The organism is Microbulbifer maximicatervae (SeqCode) (assembly GCF_052467695.1).
Map to the genome: position 1 here is coordinate 3,805,712 of NZ_CP174320.1, position 17,529 is coordinate 3,823,240.

A 17,529-nucleotide genomic window follows, 5' to 3' on the forward strand; every position below is an offset into this window, starting at 1 on the left:
AGATATCTGCCGGTGCCCGCCGCAATTTTGGCTTGGGTGCTGGCTGCCTGTTTTACCTTGATGCTGGATGGGTGGTACCTAAGGGTTTTTTGTCCCCCAGGCATGCGTAGTGGTTCAGTTTGCTACGCAGAGGGGTGGGAGATCTGGCCCATTTGGATTGTTTCACTGGGAGCGGTACTTTCAGCATTTATGGTGGTGTGGGCGGCAGCGTTGGCTACGGCTACCGCCAAAATTAAGGTGGCCCGCAAAGCTTTATTTGTTGGTGCTATTGTAGCTCTGGTGCTAAGTACTCTTACCGAGTATTGCCTGCAGGCATTGCTGGCAATTGCCTCAGGGGCTTTTGCCTGTTGGTGCCTGCAGAGGGTTTACAGTGGGAAAAATTAACTGACCGCTGATCGCCTTTGGATTCGCAATTTCCATCTTTTCACAACGTGCCAGCGCCAGAGGGCACGCATGGCAAAATAGGCCACTGTCGCAAAGAATGCCCCGGCAATCAGAGAGCCGGTAAATAGTGGCAGCCAGATCTTCCCGACTTCACTGGTCAGCCATTCCCACGACAGTTCGATGCTGAAATCCACCGGTGGCGCCCCCAGAACCCAGGCGCCGAGCTTGTAAGTGCTAAAGAAAATAGCCGGCATGGTGATCGGGTTACTGATCCACACAAGAATCATCGACAAAGGTAGATTGCAGCGCAGCCAAAGTGCGAGCAGGGCGGCAATAACCATTTGCCCTGGCAAAGGGAGGAAGCTGGTAAATACGCCAACCGCAAATGCGACCGAGACTGAGTGTCGGTTCAAATGAAAAAGGTTGGGGTCGTGGAGAAGAGTCCCCAGAAATTTGAGGCCGTTGTTGGCTCTAACTTCTTCGGGGCTTGGCAGCCATCGCCTGATAATACTCTTCGGCATAACTCTGTCTGTAACCTGGGTGGTGGCAGCCTAAAACAAGCGCTGTTCCGAGGCCTGGATATTCTTTCTGTGGGATTTTCCCTAAGCCCCAAATAAAGCATAGAGCGCTCGCGTTAGTCGAACAGGCTCATCTGGCGCGGGCGCTATTATGCCCACTTAAACATGGCAAGACTACTGCTCTGTTGAAAGTCACCTATTTTGCCCTATTGTCAACAATCCTTAATGTTTAATCGGGGATGCCTGCTGTTGACGAGAGAATGCTGGTGATTTAATGTCATGCCCCATTAAGATTGTCGACAATCTAGGTCTTGCATGACTGTAGTTGGTACTGCCGGTTCAGCTTCAGAGGAGCGTCAAAGCCTTGCTGAACGCTTATTTCTGACTTTGCGCGCTGAAATTGTGGAGGGGCAAATCGCCTCTGGCAGCAAAATTAGCGAGCCGGAACTGGCGCGCCGCTTTAATGCCAGTCGCGGGAGTTTGCGCGAAGCAGTGATGCGCCTGGAGTCTTTGGGACTGCTGGAACGTAAGGTCAATATTGGAGCCCGGGTTGTAGAGTTAAGTGAGCGCGGCTTACTGGAACTCTATGAAGTTCGCGAAGCCCTCGAGGGTATGGCTTGCCGTCTGGCAGCGGAACAGCGCACCGAGGAAGACCTGGTCGAGCTGCGCCAAATGCTCTATCACCATGAGCAGCAGGAAGAGCTGCAGGCCGGTAAGGCGTACTTCCAGCCGGAAGGGGATTTTGATTTTCATTTCCGTATCGTGCAGGCATCAAAGAATGATCTTCTGATCGATACCCTGTGCAATCGACTTTATTACCGTGTTCGTATGTATCGCTACCAATTGGGGATGGCCAGTCCCCGGGCCCAGCGGGCTTTCCGCGAGCACAACCATATTATTGAGGCCATTGAGGCCGGGGATGGTGAGCTGGCGGAGCTATTAATGCGCCGGCATATCCGCGCCTCGAGAATAAACATTGAAAAGAAACTGAGGTAGAGCATGAGCCAAAAGCCTTCTGCTGGCGCGCGTTTCCGCGCTGCACTCGCCGAGAATCAACCGCTGCAAGTGGTTGGTACCATCAACGCCTATTCCGCCATTATGGCCGAACGTATTGGTCACAAGGCGATTTACCTTTCTGGCGCCGGTGTTGCCAACGCCTCCTACGGTCTGCCGGACTTGGGTATGACCAGTCTCGATAATGTACTGGAGGATGTGCGCCGCATAACTGCTGCCAGTGAGTTGCCGCTTTTAGTGGATATCGATACTGGTTGGGGTGGCGCTTTCAACATTTCCCGCACCATTAAAGATATGATCCGCGCTGGTGCCGCTGCGGTACACATCGAAGATCAGGTAGCGCAGAAGCGCTGTGGCCATCGCCCGAATAAAGAGATTGTTTCCAAGCAGGAGATGGTCGACCGTATCAAAGCGGCAGTAGATGCCCGTACTGATGACGATTTCTTTGTAATGGCTCGCACCGATGCCTTTGCACAGGAAGGGCTCGATGCGGCTATTGAACGCGCCCAGGCTTGTATTGAGGCTGGCGCTGACGGCATTTTCGCGGAAGCAGTTACTGAACTTGAGCACTATCGTGCCTTTAAGGACGCGCTAAATGTGCCGATTTTGGCGAATATTACCGAGTTTGGTAAAACCAAGCTGTATAACGCCAAAGATTTGGGCGAAGCGGGCGCAGATATCGTACTGTATCCACTGTCGGCGTTCCGTGCGATGAACCGCGCGGCGGAAAATGTTTATACCAGCATCCTGCAAAATGGCGATCAGCAAGCGGTTGTCGACACCATGCAGACTCGTGAGGAGCTGTACGATTACCTGAATTATCACGAGTTTGAACAGAAGCTGGACGAACTTTTCAATAAGTAGGCATTACGGAGTTATTCAGAGGCTCCCAAGCTGCCCGGTGTGAAAGCCGGGCGCTGCGCTTTCAATTGGATGAACACAGCAAATGTGTATACAACAGGGGAAATAAGAAGATGGTAGAGAAAGCATTGGGCGGTGCTGGTCTGCGCGGCCAGGTAGCAGGTAAAACTGCACTTTCTACAGTGGGCAAATCCGGTTCCGGCCTGACTTACCGCGGTTATGATATTAAAGATCTGGCCCAGCACTGTGAGTTTGAAGAAGTTGCCTACCTGATTTTCTATGGGGAATTACCCACTGAGGGAGAGCTGGCGGAGTACAAGGCGCTGCTGAAAGCCAAGCGTGGCCTGCCGCAGGCATTAAAAGAAGTGCTTGAGCGCATTCCGGCTGATGCCCATCCAATGGATGTAATGCGCACCGGTTGTTCCATGTTGGGTAACCTGGAAGGTGAAGAATCCTTTGCCCAGCAGTTGGATAGAGCCAATCGCCTGCTGGCCGCATTCCCCTCCATAATCTGCTATTGGTACCGTTTCACCCACGACAATGTGCGCATCGAAACTGAAACTGATGACGACAGCATCGGCGGCCACTTCCTGCATATGCTGCGCGATGAGAAGCCCAATGAACTGCACGAGCAGGTCATGAACGTTTCCCTGATTCTGTATGCAGAGCACGAATTTAACGCGTCTACTTTTACCGCTCGCGTTTGTGCTTCCACTTTGTCCGATCTGTTCAGCTGCATCACCGGTGCTATCGGCACCTTGCGCGGTCCTCTGCATGGTGGTGCCAACGAAGCGGCAATGGAACTGATCGAGCGTTTCGCCAATCCAGACGAAGCAGAGAAAGAACTGCTGGGTATGCTGGAGCGGAAAGAGAAGATTATGGGCTTCGGTCACGCCATTTACCGCGAGTCCGACCCGCGCAATGAGATTATCAAAGGCTGGTCTGAAAAGTTGGCTGAAGATGTCGGTGATACCGTGCTGTACCCGGTATCTGTTCGCTGTGAAGAAGTGATGTGGCGCGAGAAAAAATTGTTCTGTAATGCAGACTTCTTCCACGCTTCCGCGTATCACTTTATGGGTATTCCCACAAAATTGTTTACCCCGATTTTTGTAATGTCCCGCGTTACCGGCTGGGCTGCACATGTATTCGAGCAGCGCGCTGATAACCGCATTATTCGCCCAAGTGCAGAGTACGTAGGTGTTGAGCCCCGTACAGTAACTCCAATCGCTGAGCGCGGTTAATTTTCATTTCACTTTTGAAATGAGGCACACCCGGTGTGCCGGCTCCAGGTTGCCTTTGGTGAGTGGCCTGGAGCCACCCTCAGAAGAGACACGATTTTAAAAAAAGATTCGACTGATTTACCTGCTATGAATACTGATTACCGCAAATCACTGCCCGGTACAGACCTCGATTATTTCGATACCCGAGCCGCTGTTGATGCGATCCAGCCCGGAGCCTATGCCAAACTGCCGTATACCTCACGTATTCTGGCGGAAAACCTGGTGCGTCGCTGCGAGCCGGCAAAACTGACCGACTCCCTGAAACAGATTATTGAGCGCAAGCGCGAGTTGGACTTCCCTTGGTTTCCAGCCCGGGTGGTGTGCCACGACATCCTCGGCCAAACTGCGCTGGTAGACCTAGCCGGTCTGCGCGATGCCATTGCCGATAAAGGCGGTGATCCCGCCAAGGTAAATCCAGTTGTTCCCACCCAGTTGATTGTGGATCACTCCCTCGCGGTAGAGCACCCCGGATTTGAGAAGGATGCTTTTGAAAAAAATCGTGCGGTAGAGGAGCGTCGTAACGAAGATCGCTTCCACTTTATCAACTGGACCAAAACCGCATTTGAAAACGTCGATGTGATTCCCCCCGGTAACGGCATCATGCACCAGATCAATCTGGAGAAAATGTCTCCGGTGGTGCAGGTGCGCGAGGGCGTGGCCTTCCCGGATACCTGTGTCGGTACCGACAGCCACACGCCGATGGTAGACGCTCTGGGTGTGATTTCTGTGGGTGTTGGCGGCCTGGAAGCTGAGAGCGTGATGCTTGGCCGCGCCTCTTATATGCGTCTGCCGCATATTGTTGGAGTGGAGCTCACTGGAAAGTTGCAGCCGGGTATTACTGGTACCGACTTGGTATTGGCTCTCACTGAATTCCTGCGCCGCGAGCGCGTGGTCGGCGCCTACCTGGAGTTTTATGGTGAGGGGGCTTCCAACCTGACCCTGGGCGATCGCGCCACTATTTCCAATATGACTCCGGAGTATGGCGCTACTGCGGCCATGTTCTCTATCGATGAGCAAACCATCGACTACCTCAAACTCACCGGCCGTGATGATGGGCAGGTAGCTTTGGTAGAGAAGTTTGCCAAGGAAACGGGCCTTTGGTCCGACACCTTGAAGGATGCCGAATACGAGCGGGTACTGAAGTTTGACCTGGACACAGTGGGTCGCAACCTTGCTGGCCCCTCCAACCCCCACGCGCTTCTGCCGGCTTCGGAATTGGCTAATCGCGGTATCGCTAAAGCCTGGGAAGAGAAAGCTGGTGAGATGCCCGATGGTGCTGTGATTATTGCCGCGATTACCAGCTGCACCAATACCAGCAACCCGCGCAATATGATTGCCGCAGGCCTGATTGCCCGCAATGCGAACAAGCTCGGCCTAACCCGTAAGCCCTGGGTCAAGTCATCCCTGGCTCCAGGATCCAAAACGGTAAAAATGTATCTGGAAGAGGCCGACCTGCTACCGGATCTGGAGCAGATGGGTTTCGGCGTAGTGGCTTTCGCCTGCACCACCTGTAACGGTATGAGCGGTGCCCTGGACCCGAAAATTCAGCAGGAAGTGATTGATCGCGACCTGTATGCTACTGCGGTCCTGTCCGGAAACCGCAACTTCGACGGTCGTATCCACCCCTATGCCAAGCAGGCTTTCCTGGCTTCACCGCCGCTGGTCGTTGCCTACGCTATTGCCGGCACCATCCGGTTCGATATTGAAAAAGATGCGCTGGGATACGATGCCGATGGCAACCCGATTACCCTGAAAGACATCTGGCCCAGCGATGAAGAGATCGATGCGATCGTACGTCAGAGCGTGAAGCCACAGCAGTTCCGCGATGTGTATATTCCGATGTTCGAAGAGCGGGATGCCGCAGAAGAGCAGGGCCACGCACTCTACGACTGGCGTCCGATGAGCACCTATATCCGCCGTCCACCTTATTGGGAAGGTGCCCTGGCAGGCGAGCGCAGCTTGAAGGGCATGCGCCCGCTGGCGGTGCTGGGTGATAATATCACCACCGATCACCTGTCTCCGTCCAATGCCATTCTGGCCAGCAGTGCTGCCGGTGAATACCTGGCGAAAATGGGATTGCCGGAGGAGGACTTTAACTCCTACGCGACCCACCGTGGCGACCACCTCACTGCCCAGCGTGCAACTTTCGCCAACCCGAAGCTACTCAACGAAATGGTGCGCGATGATAACGGCGAGGTCCGTCAGGGCTCCCTGGCTCGTGTCGAACCGGAAGGGCAGGTTACCCGTATGTGGGAAGCCATCGAGACCTATATGGATCGGAAGCAGCCTCTGATTATCATTGCAGGTGCTGATTACGGGCAGGGCTCCTCCCGTGACTGGGCTGCGAAAGGTGTGCGCCTTGCCGGTGTGGAAGCGATTGTTGCCGAAGGCTTCGAGCGAATTCATCGCACCAACCTGATCGGTATGGGTGTATTGCCGTTGGAGTTTAAGCCGGGCACTACTCGTGAAACCCTGGGTATCGACGGTACCGAGAGTTTCGATGTAATCGGTGAGCGCACTCCCCATGCCACGCTAACCTTGCTTGTCCACCGCGCTAATGGTGAGACGATTGAGGCTCCTGTTACCTGTCGCCTGGATACTGCAGAAGAGGTTTCCATTTATGAGGCTGGGGGTGTTTTGCAGCGCTTTGCCAAAGACTTCCTCGAAGCAGAAGCGACGGCCTGAGTTATGAAGTTTGCTCCTCAAGTAAAAATCCCCGCGACTTATATGCGCGGGGGAACCAGCAAGGGCGTTTTCTTCCGCTTGCAAGATCTGCCCGAAGTTGCACAAGTGCCGGGGCAGGCTCGTGACAACTTGTTGCTACGCGTGATTGGCAGCCCGGATCCCTACGGTAAGCAAACCGACGGTATGGGTGGCGCTACTTCAAGCACCAGCAAAACGGTAATTTTATCGCCCAGCGATAAAGCCGATCACGATGTGAACTACCTTTTTGGCCAGGTTTCCATCGATAAGCCGTTTGTTGATTGGAGTGGTAACTGCGGCAATCTCACTGCCGCCGTGGGTGCCTTTGCGATCAATAGCGGTTTTGTAGAGCCCGCCAGAGTGCCAGAAAATGGCATCTGCACCGTGCGCATCTGGCAGGCCAATATTGGTAAGACCATTGTCGCCCATGTACCTATGATCAATGGTGAAGTTCAGGAAACCGGAGACTTTGAGCTGGACGGAGTGACTTTTCCGGCGGCTGAGGTGGAAGTCGAATTTATGGACCCCGCCGATGGTGAGGGAGCCATGTTTCCTACCGGTAACCTGGTCGATGATCTGGAAGTGCCCGATGTAGGTGTGTTCAAGGCCACCATGATCAATGCTGGAATTCCGACGATTTTCGTCAATGCAGAAGATATTGGCTACACAGGCACTGAATTGCAGGATGCCATTAATGGTGACAGCAAAGCGCTGGCGATGTTTGAGAGCATTCGCGTTCACGGTGCGGTAAAGATGGGATTGGTTTCTACCATAGAAGAAGCTGCCAATCGTCATCACACCCCGAAGGTTGCTTTTGTCGCTAAACCGCAGGATTACACTGCATCCAGTGGCAAGGCAGTGGCATCTTCCGAGGTTGATCTCCTCGTGCGCGCCTTATCTATGGGCAAGTTGCACCACGCCATGATGGGCACGGCAGCGGTAGCCATTGGCACCGCTGCAGCGATCCCGGGCACTCTGGTTAATCTTGCAGCTGGTGGGGGTGAGCGCAGCTCTGTTTGCTTTGGCCACCCATCGGGTACCTTGCGTGTGGGTGCTGAAGCCAAAGAGGTCGAAGGTCAGTGGACTGCTACCAAGGCTATTATGAGTCGCAGCGCTCGAATCCTAATGGAAGGTTGGGTGCGAATACCTGGCGATAGCTTTTAGGACTTTAGTGATTTCTTTATAGGGGGCCTTTGGGCCCCTTTTTATTTTCCTTCTCTAAAAATTGATTAGGAATCGGTTTTAAAATTTTACTCCAATCATGTTTTATATTTCGCCTATATTTAACTTTATAGGCGAATATTAATCTCAGTCATCCTGATATTAACTTTTCTTCCGGTTTTCCTGTGTTTTCCGGTAGGTTTTTTATCTGAAAAAATGCTGTGTTTTTATCATTGTGAGACAGGGCTTGCCTTAATAGTCACATCTAGGTCTGTTTAGATATAGCCTTTATTGCTCAGCGTACGTATATTTAAGGCCTGCTGTTGGGATGCGAGGCGTTGGGTGAGCAAGCAGATAGACTCTAAAAAACTCCCAACATTCGTAGAAAGCTGGTGTATGAATCCTACGCTTTCAGTACTTACTTGACTTGCTGGTCGCAGCTAGTGACAACAAATTGTGAACTAGTCCTCTTTGTCCTAGTCGCGATCCGCTCTATCGTATCTGAGTTTCTTACGTCCCTTCTTTTTGAGATTTTAGCCTAGCCGCCGTACTGCCGACGGCCCTATGGGATGGCCATTCATTAAAAAATAAATGTGGCTTTCCTTTTGCAGCAGATTGGAGAGACATCAATGAGAATTAAAAAACCACTTACCTTTGCAATTGCAATGGCAAATGTCGCGGTAGTGTCGGCTTGGGCTCAGGAAGATAGCCAACAGGATGACGATTGGGCACTGGAAGAAGTAACGGTTACCGCAACCAAACGCGAAACCAATTTGATGGACACCCCCGTAGCGATCAGTGCATTTACGCAAGAAGAGCTCGATCGCCAGGGTATTAAGAATGTAAAAGATCTGGGCAACACTATCCCCAACGTGGATATTGGCTACGATGCTTCCCAGTCCTCCCCAGTAATTTCTATGCGCGGCGTGCGCTCCACAAATACTAGTGAACTTGGCGATCCGGCGGTAGGCTTGCACTTTGACGGTATTTACTCTGCACGTCCTCAGTCCGCAATGGCAATGATGTTTGACTCCGAAAGGGTTGAAGCCATGCGTGGGCCGCAGGGTACCCTATATGGACGCAACTCCACAGTAGGTGCCATCAACGTTATCTCCAAAAGACCGGTAATTGACGAATTTGAAGGTTCTGTCGGTGTTGAACTTGGCCGCTGGAATCAAGAGCTGGTTAAGGGTGTTATCAATATCCCGGTTTCTGACACCTTCGCACTTCGCGCATCCTTTATGGATGAGACTCGGGATTCCTATCTGACTGGTTACTACGACGCTAACCAATATGACAACCGTTATGTTAGTGCAGATAGTCTCGGGGCAACCACGCTTTCTGATGATGCAGATCGTACTTTCACCCAAAATGGAAACTGGTGGGCATCTGAGGATGTTTCCCTGGTAAGGGCTGATGCAGATGACTTCTACGGGAATGTTGATCAGCAAGCCGTACGTATTGGTGCCCTGTGGGAACCAACTGAAGATATTTCCTGGTATGCAGTGGTTGAACATTTCCAAGACAGCAGTGCCGGCGGTATTAACACCATCGACTGTGAAAAAGCTGAGCAGCGAACAGATGGCGTAAACTGCGAAACTTATTATGGTTCTGGGGCCGATGAATACACCGTTGCTGTCAACGTCCCTGGTGAACTTGACCTCAGCATGGACTCGTTCCGCTCCAACTTTCGTTGGGACTTTAGCGATAGCATGGCTTTTGTTTATAACGCGGGCTACGCGGTACAGAATCGCAGTAACTTAATTGATGTTGATGCGGGTCGAAATACTTGGGATATGAGCATGAGCATTACAGATGCAGAAAATGTCTCATACTCCCATGAGCTTCAGCTTCAATCTACTGATGACGGCCCTCTTCAGTGGATTACAGGCTTGTTCTATTTACATGAGACTACTGATTTAAATGGTTACTTCCTGGCCTCACTGGATAATTCAACTTTTTGGGATCAGCCAGAAAGGACTGTAGAAGCTAGCGCAATTTTTGCACAGGGGACTTACAGTCTCACCGATACTTTGCACCTGACGCTTGGTGGTCGCTATACCGAAGATAAAAAGAGTGATGAGGGTGGTAATAACTTAAGCTGCATCCGTGACTGGTCTATCGATACGGACACAACGGGAGAGTACGGTTGTTTTCCAGCATATAGTCAGGCCCTCTTTAACGATTTGTCTACTGATTACTTTGCAGACAGCTCGATATACAGCGTAGTAACCTACAATGACACGAGTAAGACTTGGAGCAATGTGGATTATCGTATCGGCCTGGACTACGACCTGACTGATGATGTAATGCTTTACTCTTATCTAGCAACGGGCTTTAAATCTGGCGGCTTAGGTGATGTTATTTATGAGTATGAACAAGACCCTGATACTGCTGATTATATCCTTGATGAAGATGGTAATCGTGTTGTAGCTGCCACTTATGACACTAACTATGATGAAGAAACGGTTGTAACCTGGGAGCTAGGTGCCAAAGGTACATTTCTTGATGGCCGCTTGAACCTTGCTGGTACATTCTTCTTTTCCAAGTACAAAGATATGCAATTGGCTGCACCGGATACTGCATATACATTCTTAGTACGAGAGGTGGATGACGAGGGTGTACTTACAGGGGATATTGTTTCGGAGCCTGCGGTAATATATCGAACTAAGAATGCTGCTCGAGCGGAAATCAAGGGGTTAGAGTTTGAGTTTGATTGGGCACCTTATCCGAACGGTCGAGTCAGTGGATTTGCAACCTGGATGCAAACCGAAATTACCTCCGACTTTGTGAATCGTTGGAACTTTAACAATCAGGCGCTATTCGAACTTGATGATTGGGCTGCTGCACATGACAATAGCAATGAAGAGCTCTACCGCAACTTGAAAGGTAATGAGTTGCCAGTATCTCCAGAGTTTAGCTTCACTATCAATTACGACCACACCTTTGAGCTGGCTCATGGTGGAGCAATTATTCCGTTTGTCGGTATTCACTGGGAAGATGAGTCTTATCTAACCTACTGGAATGTTGATAAGCATGACTTCCCAGCAGATGATACTTCTGCTTTTGATGACAGCCGCGATTCTTTCTGGATGGTAAATGCTTCCGTGAAGTATGTAAGTCCAGATGATCAGTGGAATGTTGAAGCCTTTGGTAACAACCTTACTGATGAAGTAGTTCCGTACTACGCAGATGGAAGTGATGGCCTCGTATCCGGTCCATTCTCTACCCCAATGAGCTACGGTGTGCGCTTTAACTACAACTTCTAAGTAGTTTTTACTAAGCGAGTATGAAAAAAGCCGGACTGTATTGTGCAGTCCGGCTTTTTTATTGTCTTATGAACCTCTCGCTTACCAATATACTAATTACATGATGTCGCAGATCTAATGATGTAATTAATTCAGCTGTTTTGAAAAAAATAATATTGTGAGCTATCTAGAGCAATAAATAATCTGTTGCTGAAATTACCCCAAAATATGCGTTGTAAGCTATTTGGAGGCAACTGTGAGTGTAAATACTTACATGGGTATTTTAGATTTCCAATGAAATAGGGGCTCGCGTTTTAAAGGGAGTCTGGCTTTAACCTGTTTGTCATCACCGTTTGCTTCACTTGCGCGTCAACATTTATACCGTTGCAAAGGCAAGGCTGCTTACAATGAACAAATTTGATAGACGAACGCTTTTAAAATGGGGTGGGTTGTTAACCGTTATTGCTATGGCCCCACCACTGAGGGCCAGTAGCGATGTACCCGAGTATGAATATGATGGACTCGCCAGTACCTCCAGCCACTTTATACATGGCGTAGCCTCCGGAGACCCAACAGCCAATTCGGTTATTATTTGGACAAGGGTAACCACTGAGGAGGTTTTCCCCCTTGTCTATTGGGAAGTGGCACTAGATGAGGCATTTAGTCAGCTTGTTTCATCCGGGTATCTACAAACGGATGAGTCAAAAGATTTTACGGTTAAGCTGGATGTTACAGAGTTAAATTATGGTAGAGATTATGTCTATCGATTTAAGTACAGGGATCAGGTCTCTTCTGTAGGTCGTATAAAGCTAGCTCCAGCCTCTGGTGAGGAAGCTCCTTTTCTTAAGTTTGTGGTCACTTCCTGCTCACACTTTGAGCATGGAGAGTTTGTGGGTTACCGAGATATGGTGGAGCGGGAACAGAATATAGATGCCGTTATCCACCTCGGGGATTACTCCTATGCATCCTCAAATTCTGGTGACTACCGTAAGTTTGAGCACTCTGACTTTAAGTTTGATCGGGAGAGTTACCGAGCAAGATATTCTGAAATCAGAAGGGATACATTTCTACAGCAAGCTCATCAAATGCACACCTGGATGGTGATTTGGGATGATGGCGACCTGAGAAATGGTGTCTGGAGAGAAGGCCCGGAAATCAATGGGGCAGACTTCGAGGAAGTGATGGAGGCTGCTATGGAAACTTTTTTCCTTTGGATGCCAATCCGTTACATTGCACCGCGGCGCGTATGGCGCTCTATACCTTATGGTGATATGGCCGATATCTTTTTCCTGGACATGTGCTTCTATGATCGGGATGAGCCAATCAATGATATGCCAGATAACCTTGAGAAGCGCCAACCTATATTTGCAGAGCTTGATTACATTGGCCGGAGTATTATTGGTCAGGAACAGGCTGCTTGGTTTGAGCAGACTATAAAGCAGTCTAATGCGCGTTGGCGAATTGTCTGTTCTGGAGCGCCGGTTTTTGAATGGTGGAATAATTATTCACCGAGCGCCTGGAGAGGATACCCCCAATCCCATAAATGGTTGTTGAATCTGTTTAGTGAGCTTGAAGATAATATTGTGGTTTTATCCGGGGGATTACATAAAGCAATGGCCTCAGGGCTAGCTTTAGATCCTTTTGCTGATGATTACAATGCAGGTAGAGATAATGTCGCGATTGAAATAACGGCTCCCTCCCTCACTCGTGGAGATGGTGGTGCTATATGGTACGAAATTGCAGACAACCGGAGCACTGAGACTACGCTAAAGAAAAATCCTCATATGAAGTTCCGTAAGGGGAATAGGGCGGGTTACTTAATTAGTAAATTTGAGAGTGATCAATTTACCGGCCGCTGGCGACTCTATGATACCGTGAGATCTAAAAATGGCCCGAGCGCTGATACTTACGGAGATATTATCAGTGAGTATGGGACATCAAAAATTAAAATAGTGGATTAAATATTGTCGCAGTAAATAGCCGGCAAAGTTTTGATATTAGATGCCGCCTCAGATACCACCATATGGTGGTTCGGTAAGAAGTCTGGGGCTAGGATTGCTGCATCTGTGTCATACTTGCACACTTTCTCTATTGGGGGTGGCGGTATGTCTGAAATACAGTTGGAAGAAAGACGGAAGTTAGAGCTAATCGAAAAGGTTAGAGGTTATCTGTCTAAAGAATTTGAGCTGGAAATTGGCGGTTTTGAAGCGGAGTTCTTTATTGATTTCCTTGCAAAGGAGATGGGGGCCGGCTTTTATAATCAGGGTTTACATGATGCTCAAGTAATAGTGTCCTCCAAGTTGGAGGATATTTCTGATGCAATTTATGAGATAGAAAAGCCTGTCGACTAGAATTATTGCACCTGTTGATGGCAGTGCGATTCTATCTCTTATAAGCTGTTCAGAGATATTATTTCTTAGGTTTTTCCGCCTGGATAAATAGCATGGCTGCAAAGACCAACACTATTCCAGGTATAAAGCTGATATTAAAGTTTGCCATTTCCAATACTATGGCCACTATTAGTACAAATATCGGATTCAAGAAGCTATACGCCGCAACTTTGGTTGCCCCGATCTTTAACGTGCTGAATTGCAGCAGGAAAAAACTAATTAAAGTTGAGAATAGGGCTAAATAGATTAGCCCGCCGTAAGTCTCGGTGGGTATATTTTTCCATTCTATCTGATTCAAATTTGGAAAAGAGAGCAATAGTAACCAGAGTGCGCCAAATAGAATAACCCAGAATGTCATGACCTCTGTAGGCTCCCCTGTGTGAACCTTCTTGATAAGCGGGTTGTATAAACTGAGTGATATAGCACCTAAGGTGAATATCCAATCCCCTTTGTTTAGGTCTAGCGTTATCGCTGTTGAGATACTCCCCTTGAATACAATCCAAGCTGCACCCAGAGTCCCAAGGGTTAGGCCGATAACTTTGCGGGTGCTACTTCGCTCGCCATTAATGATCAAAGTAAAGATGGCAGTCATCGCCGGGACGGTTGTAAAAAGAGCGCCAGTATTCACTGCGGTGGTGTATTTGAGTGCTTCAAACATACACCAGAAAAAGATAACCAATGGGATGCTGAGTAGAGCATACCCCAGTAGTTTTTTGGGTTCTGGAAGCTGAATCCCGTGCTTTAAAAATATGAAGGGTGCAAATAGTCCCGCCGCAATTAAGAATCGAATCAACATCATGGAATCCGCCGGGAGTGAATCGGCGATTAACTCCCCAACAGGAAATGATCCTGCGACCAGTAGTGTACAAAGTATCATCAGGCAGTGAACCCACCAGAGCGAGGTGTTGGGGCTTGTAGTTGATGGGGTTATGTCCCTGGAAAGCTCACTCATGCTTCTTCCCTCTATTAGCGAGAGATAAGTGTATGTCGTTTCTGGTAAACTGATAATCCAGCATTATAGACACTCACTGTTGAGGAGAAGGAAACAGTCGCCTATGGAGACAATTGCAGCAATTCCAATATTTGTGACTGTGGCAGAAACCGGTGGCTTTTCCCCGGCGGCAAAGTTACTTGGCATCTCAAAATCAGCGGTAAGCAAGCGGGTTACCCAGTTGGAGCTGCAGCTTGGGGTGAAGCTTTTGCACAGAACTACGCGAAAGTTGAGCCTGACGGAGGCTGGGGAGCATTTTTATGAGCACGCACGCATTGCTTATAAATCGGCCAAAGATGCACAAGACGCAGTTCTGCAGCTACAGGGGGAGCCTCGGGGGCGCTTGCGGATCAATGCTCCTATGTCCTTTGGTAGATTGCACCTGGCTCCCATAATTCCCGTGTTTATGAAGCGTTACCCTGAGATTAGTATCGACATGATACTGGACGATAAAGTTGTCGATTTAGTGGGGGAGGGCTTTGATATCGCTATTCGCGGAGGTGACCTTCCCGATACCAGCCTGATTGCCCGCAAACTTGCACCTCTGAAAAGTGTACTCTGTGCGTCACCTTCCTACTTGAAGGAATTCGGGGAGCCCACAGAACTGGAGCAGTTGAGCGCCCATAATTGCCTGATTTTTACTTATTCCAGGGATGTGAAAGAGTGGGGTTTTATCAAAGACAATCACTTACATACCATCGAGGTGAAGGGTAACTACCAGGTAAATAATAGTGAGGCACTGAGGGAAGCTCTTCTTCAGGGTGTAGGGATAGGCCGCTTACCCACCTTCGTGGCAGGACCAGACATTGAGGCTGGAAAGCTAATTCCTCTATTTGAGGAGTACCAGATGCCTGCAAAGTCTATCTACGCGGTTTTCCCTGAGCGGCAGTTTATGCCAGCCAAAGTCCGCGCCTTTATAGACTTTGCAATAGAGTACTTTGGCGGCGATACACCTTACTGGGATCAGTAAAATGTTAACCTTTCGTCAACAGTAAGTCTCCGTCGAACCCCATTATCAGCGATAGGGAAACCCAATAAGCTTCTTCTCATCGACATTCAATCAACGAACGATAGTCAGAGAGAAACTTATGGAATTGTTTAAAGCTGTTGAATCCCGCCGCTCGGTTAAGCATTTCGATGTCACAGCAGAGATGCCTGCCGAGGACTTCACCCGTCTGGTCCAGGCGACTATGTTGTCGCCGACTTCTTACAATATCCAGCACTGGCGCTTCCTGCGCATCACTGACATTTCCCTCCGTAGCCAGCTTAAAGATGCAGCCTGGGGGCAACAGCAAGTAGAAGATGCTTCTGAGTTGATCATACTTTGTGCAGATATTAATGCCTGGAGCGACCGGCCGGAGCGGTACTGGGCCGAAGCGCCGAAAGAGGCTAGGGATGTGTTAGTGCCAATGCTAACTGAGTTCTACAAGGGTAAGCAGCAACTACAGCGGGACGAGGCTATTCGAAGCTGTGGATTGGCAGCACAAACCATGATGTTAGCGGCAAAGTCTATGGGATATGACACAGGTGCAATGGTTGGGTTTGACCCAGAGAGAGTCGCTGAGCTGATCAATTTGCCCGAAGGTTATTTGATCGGGATGATGATAGTGATTGGAAAAGCGGCAAAAGTTGCGAATGGGCGTGGTGGACAGCTGTCGATAAATGACGTCCTGTTCGAGAATAGCTTTTGAGGTGATGAGAAATAGAGGTGAAACGCTATTGAGGCTCTTTTTTTTAGTAGGTCTCAAGGATTAATTATGTAAATTATAAAGGCAATTACAGTGTCTATTTGCTGACGTTATCAAAGTTTCGTTATGCTTGCCTACCTCAAATAATAGATGTGAGATAGAGCAACATAATAAAAGCTCCCTTAGGCTCAGAATGAATTCTTTTCATTGATATTGGAAACGTGAAGTGTGGCTTATGCCTACAATTTTCTTATATCAATGAGAGGGACCTGCTATGAACACCTATTACCACAAGTTAGTCACAGCTTTCGTCACAAGTGCTACTTTATTCTCATCACCACTTGTTATGGCTGTTGATTGTGGCGATGTAATAACAACAGCTGAAACCCTGTCGGAAATGCTGAATTGTGAACTGAGCCTGGCGAATCCCTATGCGGTAACAGTAACTGGACCCGGTGGAAGACTTACGATGGCAGAGGGCGGGGAAATTATTTGTGATAACCCAAATCTAGAAGGTATCGCTGGAATTTTGGTTAATGGATTATCTGGTGCCGTTTATGGTGGGACGATAACCGACTGTCCAGATGGTTTAAACCTGGAGGGAGATGGATTTCATACCATAGATGGAATTATGATCTTAAACTCTCCACGAGAGGGAATTGTTATTGATAGTGACTCCAATAATATTGTTGGGAATCAAATTATTGATACTGGCAATGATGATGGTATAGATGTTAGAGGCGATCGAAACCAAATTATCAATAATTATATTGAATCAGCCGGTGATCAGGGAATTACGGTAAATGGTGTGTTTACACTGGTTCAGCTAAATACTGTTGTCGGCAGTACTGATGGTGATAACGGAATTGATATTAATGAAAGTAACACAACAGTTATTCAGAACTTTGTTACCGGCAGTGCGAGTAATGGGATTGAACTCAATGTGGATGTATCAAGTACTTCTATAATACAAAACATAGTAATGGAAAATGGGACAAATGGCTCGCCTGATACAGCCGGTATTAATATTGCTGGATTCAATAATGAGAATAATGTGGTGATAGGGAATACATCGCTTGATAATTCTGCATTTGATTTACGTGATCCTACCGATCCAACCTGTAGAGGAAGTAATACTTGGATTGGCAATACTCATGTAACAGCAGAACCTGCCTGTTTGGATTAAAATCGGGGAGACTTTTAATCTGGGAAAAGTAGAAGCGTGTAAGTGATAGTGCTGGAGAAGGCGGAAAGATATACTGCTTTTAAGGTGTGCTGTGCATTCGTGTGT

14 protein-coding genes are annotated in these 17,529 nt (G+C 48.7%); 12 read left to right on the forward strand and 2 right to left on the reverse strand.

Annotated elements, in window-relative coordinates:
* Nucleotides 1–12: 12 nt before the first annotated feature.
* Nucleotides 13–384 (forward strand): hypothetical protein, encoded by a 372-nt coding sequence (locus ACJJI8_RS16760; RefSeq protein ID WP_444933082.1) that lies wholly within the window; start codon nucleotides 13–15, stop codon nucleotides 382–384.
* On the opposite strand, the gene ACJJI8_RS16765 is transcribed toward ACJJI8_RS16760, so the two are convergent.
* Complete coding sequence (locus ACJJI8_RS16765) at nucleotides 381–905, reverse strand: DUF2062 domain-containing protein (RefSeq protein WP_413665638.1); 525 nt, start codon at nucleotides 903–905, stop codon at nucleotides 381–383. The two genes, ACJJI8_RS16760 and ACJJI8_RS16765, sit on opposite strands and share 4 nt — an antisense overlap.
* 312 nt (nucleotides 906–1,217) lie before the next feature.
* Between ACJJI8_RS16765 and ACJJI8_RS16770 the strand changes: the two genes are divergently transcribed.
* The 8 genes from ACJJI8_RS16770 to ACJJI8_RS16805 all read left to right on the forward strand — a co-directional run bounded on the left by ACJJI8_RS16770 (nucleotide 1,218) and on the right by ACJJI8_RS16805 (nucleotide 13,520).
* Complete coding sequence (locus tag ACJJI8_RS16770; protein WP_444933083.1) at nucleotides 1,218–1,898, forward strand: GntR family transcriptional regulator; 681 nt, start codon at nucleotides 1,218–1,220, stop codon at nucleotides 1,896–1,898.
* Nucleotides 1,899–1,901: 3 nt separating this feature from the next.
* Nucleotides 1,902–2,780 (forward strand): methylisocitrate lyase, encoded by an 879-nt coding sequence (gene prpB, locus ACJJI8_RS16775; RefSeq protein ID WP_444933084.1) that lies wholly within the window; start codon nucleotides 1,902–1,904, stop codon nucleotides 2,778–2,780.
* Between the two features lie 110 nt (nucleotides 2,781–2,890).
* Entirely contained in the window at nucleotides 2,891–4,018 is a 1,128-nt protein-coding gene (gene prpC, locus ACJJI8_RS16780) for a bifunctional 2-methylcitrate synthase/citrate synthase (protein WP_444933085.1), read from the forward strand.
* A 126-nt stretch (nucleotides 4,019–4,144) separates the two neighbouring features.
* Entirely contained in the window at nucleotides 4,145–6,742 is a 2,598-nt protein-coding gene (gene acnD, locus ACJJI8_RS16785) for a Fe/S-dependent 2-methylisocitrate dehydratase AcnD (RefSeq protein ID WP_444933086.1), read from the forward strand.
* Between the two features lie 3 nt (nucleotides 6,743–6,745).
* Nucleotides 6,746–7,924: a 2-methylaconitate cis-trans isomerase PrpF gene (gene prpF, locus ACJJI8_RS16790; protein ID WP_444933087.1), complete on the forward strand. Its 1,179-nt coding sequence runs from the start codon at nucleotides 6,746–6,748 to the stop codon at nucleotides 7,922–7,924.
* A gap of 626 nt (nucleotides 7,925–8,550) precedes the next feature.
* Nucleotides 8,551–11,190 carry a TonB-dependent receptor gene (locus tag ACJJI8_RS16795; protein ID WP_444933088.1) on the forward strand — a complete coding sequence of 880 codons (2,640 nt, stop codon included), beginning with the start codon at nucleotides 8,551–8,553 and terminating at the stop codon, nucleotides 11,188–11,190.
* Between the two features lie 386 nt (nucleotides 11,191–11,576).
* Complete coding sequence (locus ACJJI8_RS16800) at nucleotides 11,577–13,130, forward strand: alkaline phosphatase D family protein (RefSeq protein WP_444933089.1); 1,554 nt, start codon at nucleotides 11,577–11,579, stop codon at nucleotides 13,128–13,130.
* Between the two features lie 144 nt (nucleotides 13,131–13,274).
* Complete coding sequence (locus ACJJI8_RS16805) at nucleotides 13,275–13,520, forward strand: DUF2164 domain-containing protein (protein ID WP_444912950.1); 246 nt, start codon at nucleotides 13,275–13,277, stop codon at nucleotides 13,518–13,520.
* A 58-nt stretch (nucleotides 13,521–13,578) separates the two neighbouring features.
* Here ACJJI8_RS16805 and ACJJI8_RS16810 read toward each other — a convergent pair whose 3' ends face one another.
* On the reverse strand, nucleotides 13,579–14,511 hold the full coding sequence (locus tag ACJJI8_RS16810; RefSeq protein ID WP_444933090.1) for a DMT family transporter: 933 nt from the start codon (nucleotides 14,509–14,511) through the stop codon (nucleotides 13,579–13,581).
* Between the two features lie 103 nt (nucleotides 14,512–14,614).
* Between ACJJI8_RS16810 and ACJJI8_RS16815 the strand changes: the two genes are divergently transcribed.
* From ACJJI8_RS16815 to ACJJI8_RS16825, 3 genes are all read left to right on the forward strand, one after another.
* Nucleotides 14,615–15,520, forward strand: a complete 906-nt coding sequence (locus tag ACJJI8_RS16815) for a LysR family transcriptional regulator (protein WP_444933091.1) — start codon at nucleotides 14,615–14,617, stop codon at nucleotides 15,518–15,520.
* A gap of 118 nt (nucleotides 15,521–15,638) precedes the next feature.
* Nucleotides 15,639–16,241: a nitroreductase family protein gene (locus ACJJI8_RS16820; protein WP_444913658.1), complete on the forward strand. Its 603-nt coding sequence runs from the start codon at nucleotides 15,639–15,641 to the stop codon at nucleotides 16,239–16,241.
* A 271-nt stretch (nucleotides 16,242–16,512) separates the two neighbouring features.
* Nucleotides 16,513–17,424 carry a right-handed parallel beta-helix repeat-containing protein gene (locus ACJJI8_RS16825; protein WP_444933092.1) on the forward strand — a complete coding sequence of 304 codons (912 nt, stop codon included), beginning with the start codon at nucleotides 16,513–16,515 and terminating at the stop codon, nucleotides 17,422–17,424.
* The last annotated feature ends 105 nt before the right edge of the window (nucleotides 17,425–17,529 follow it).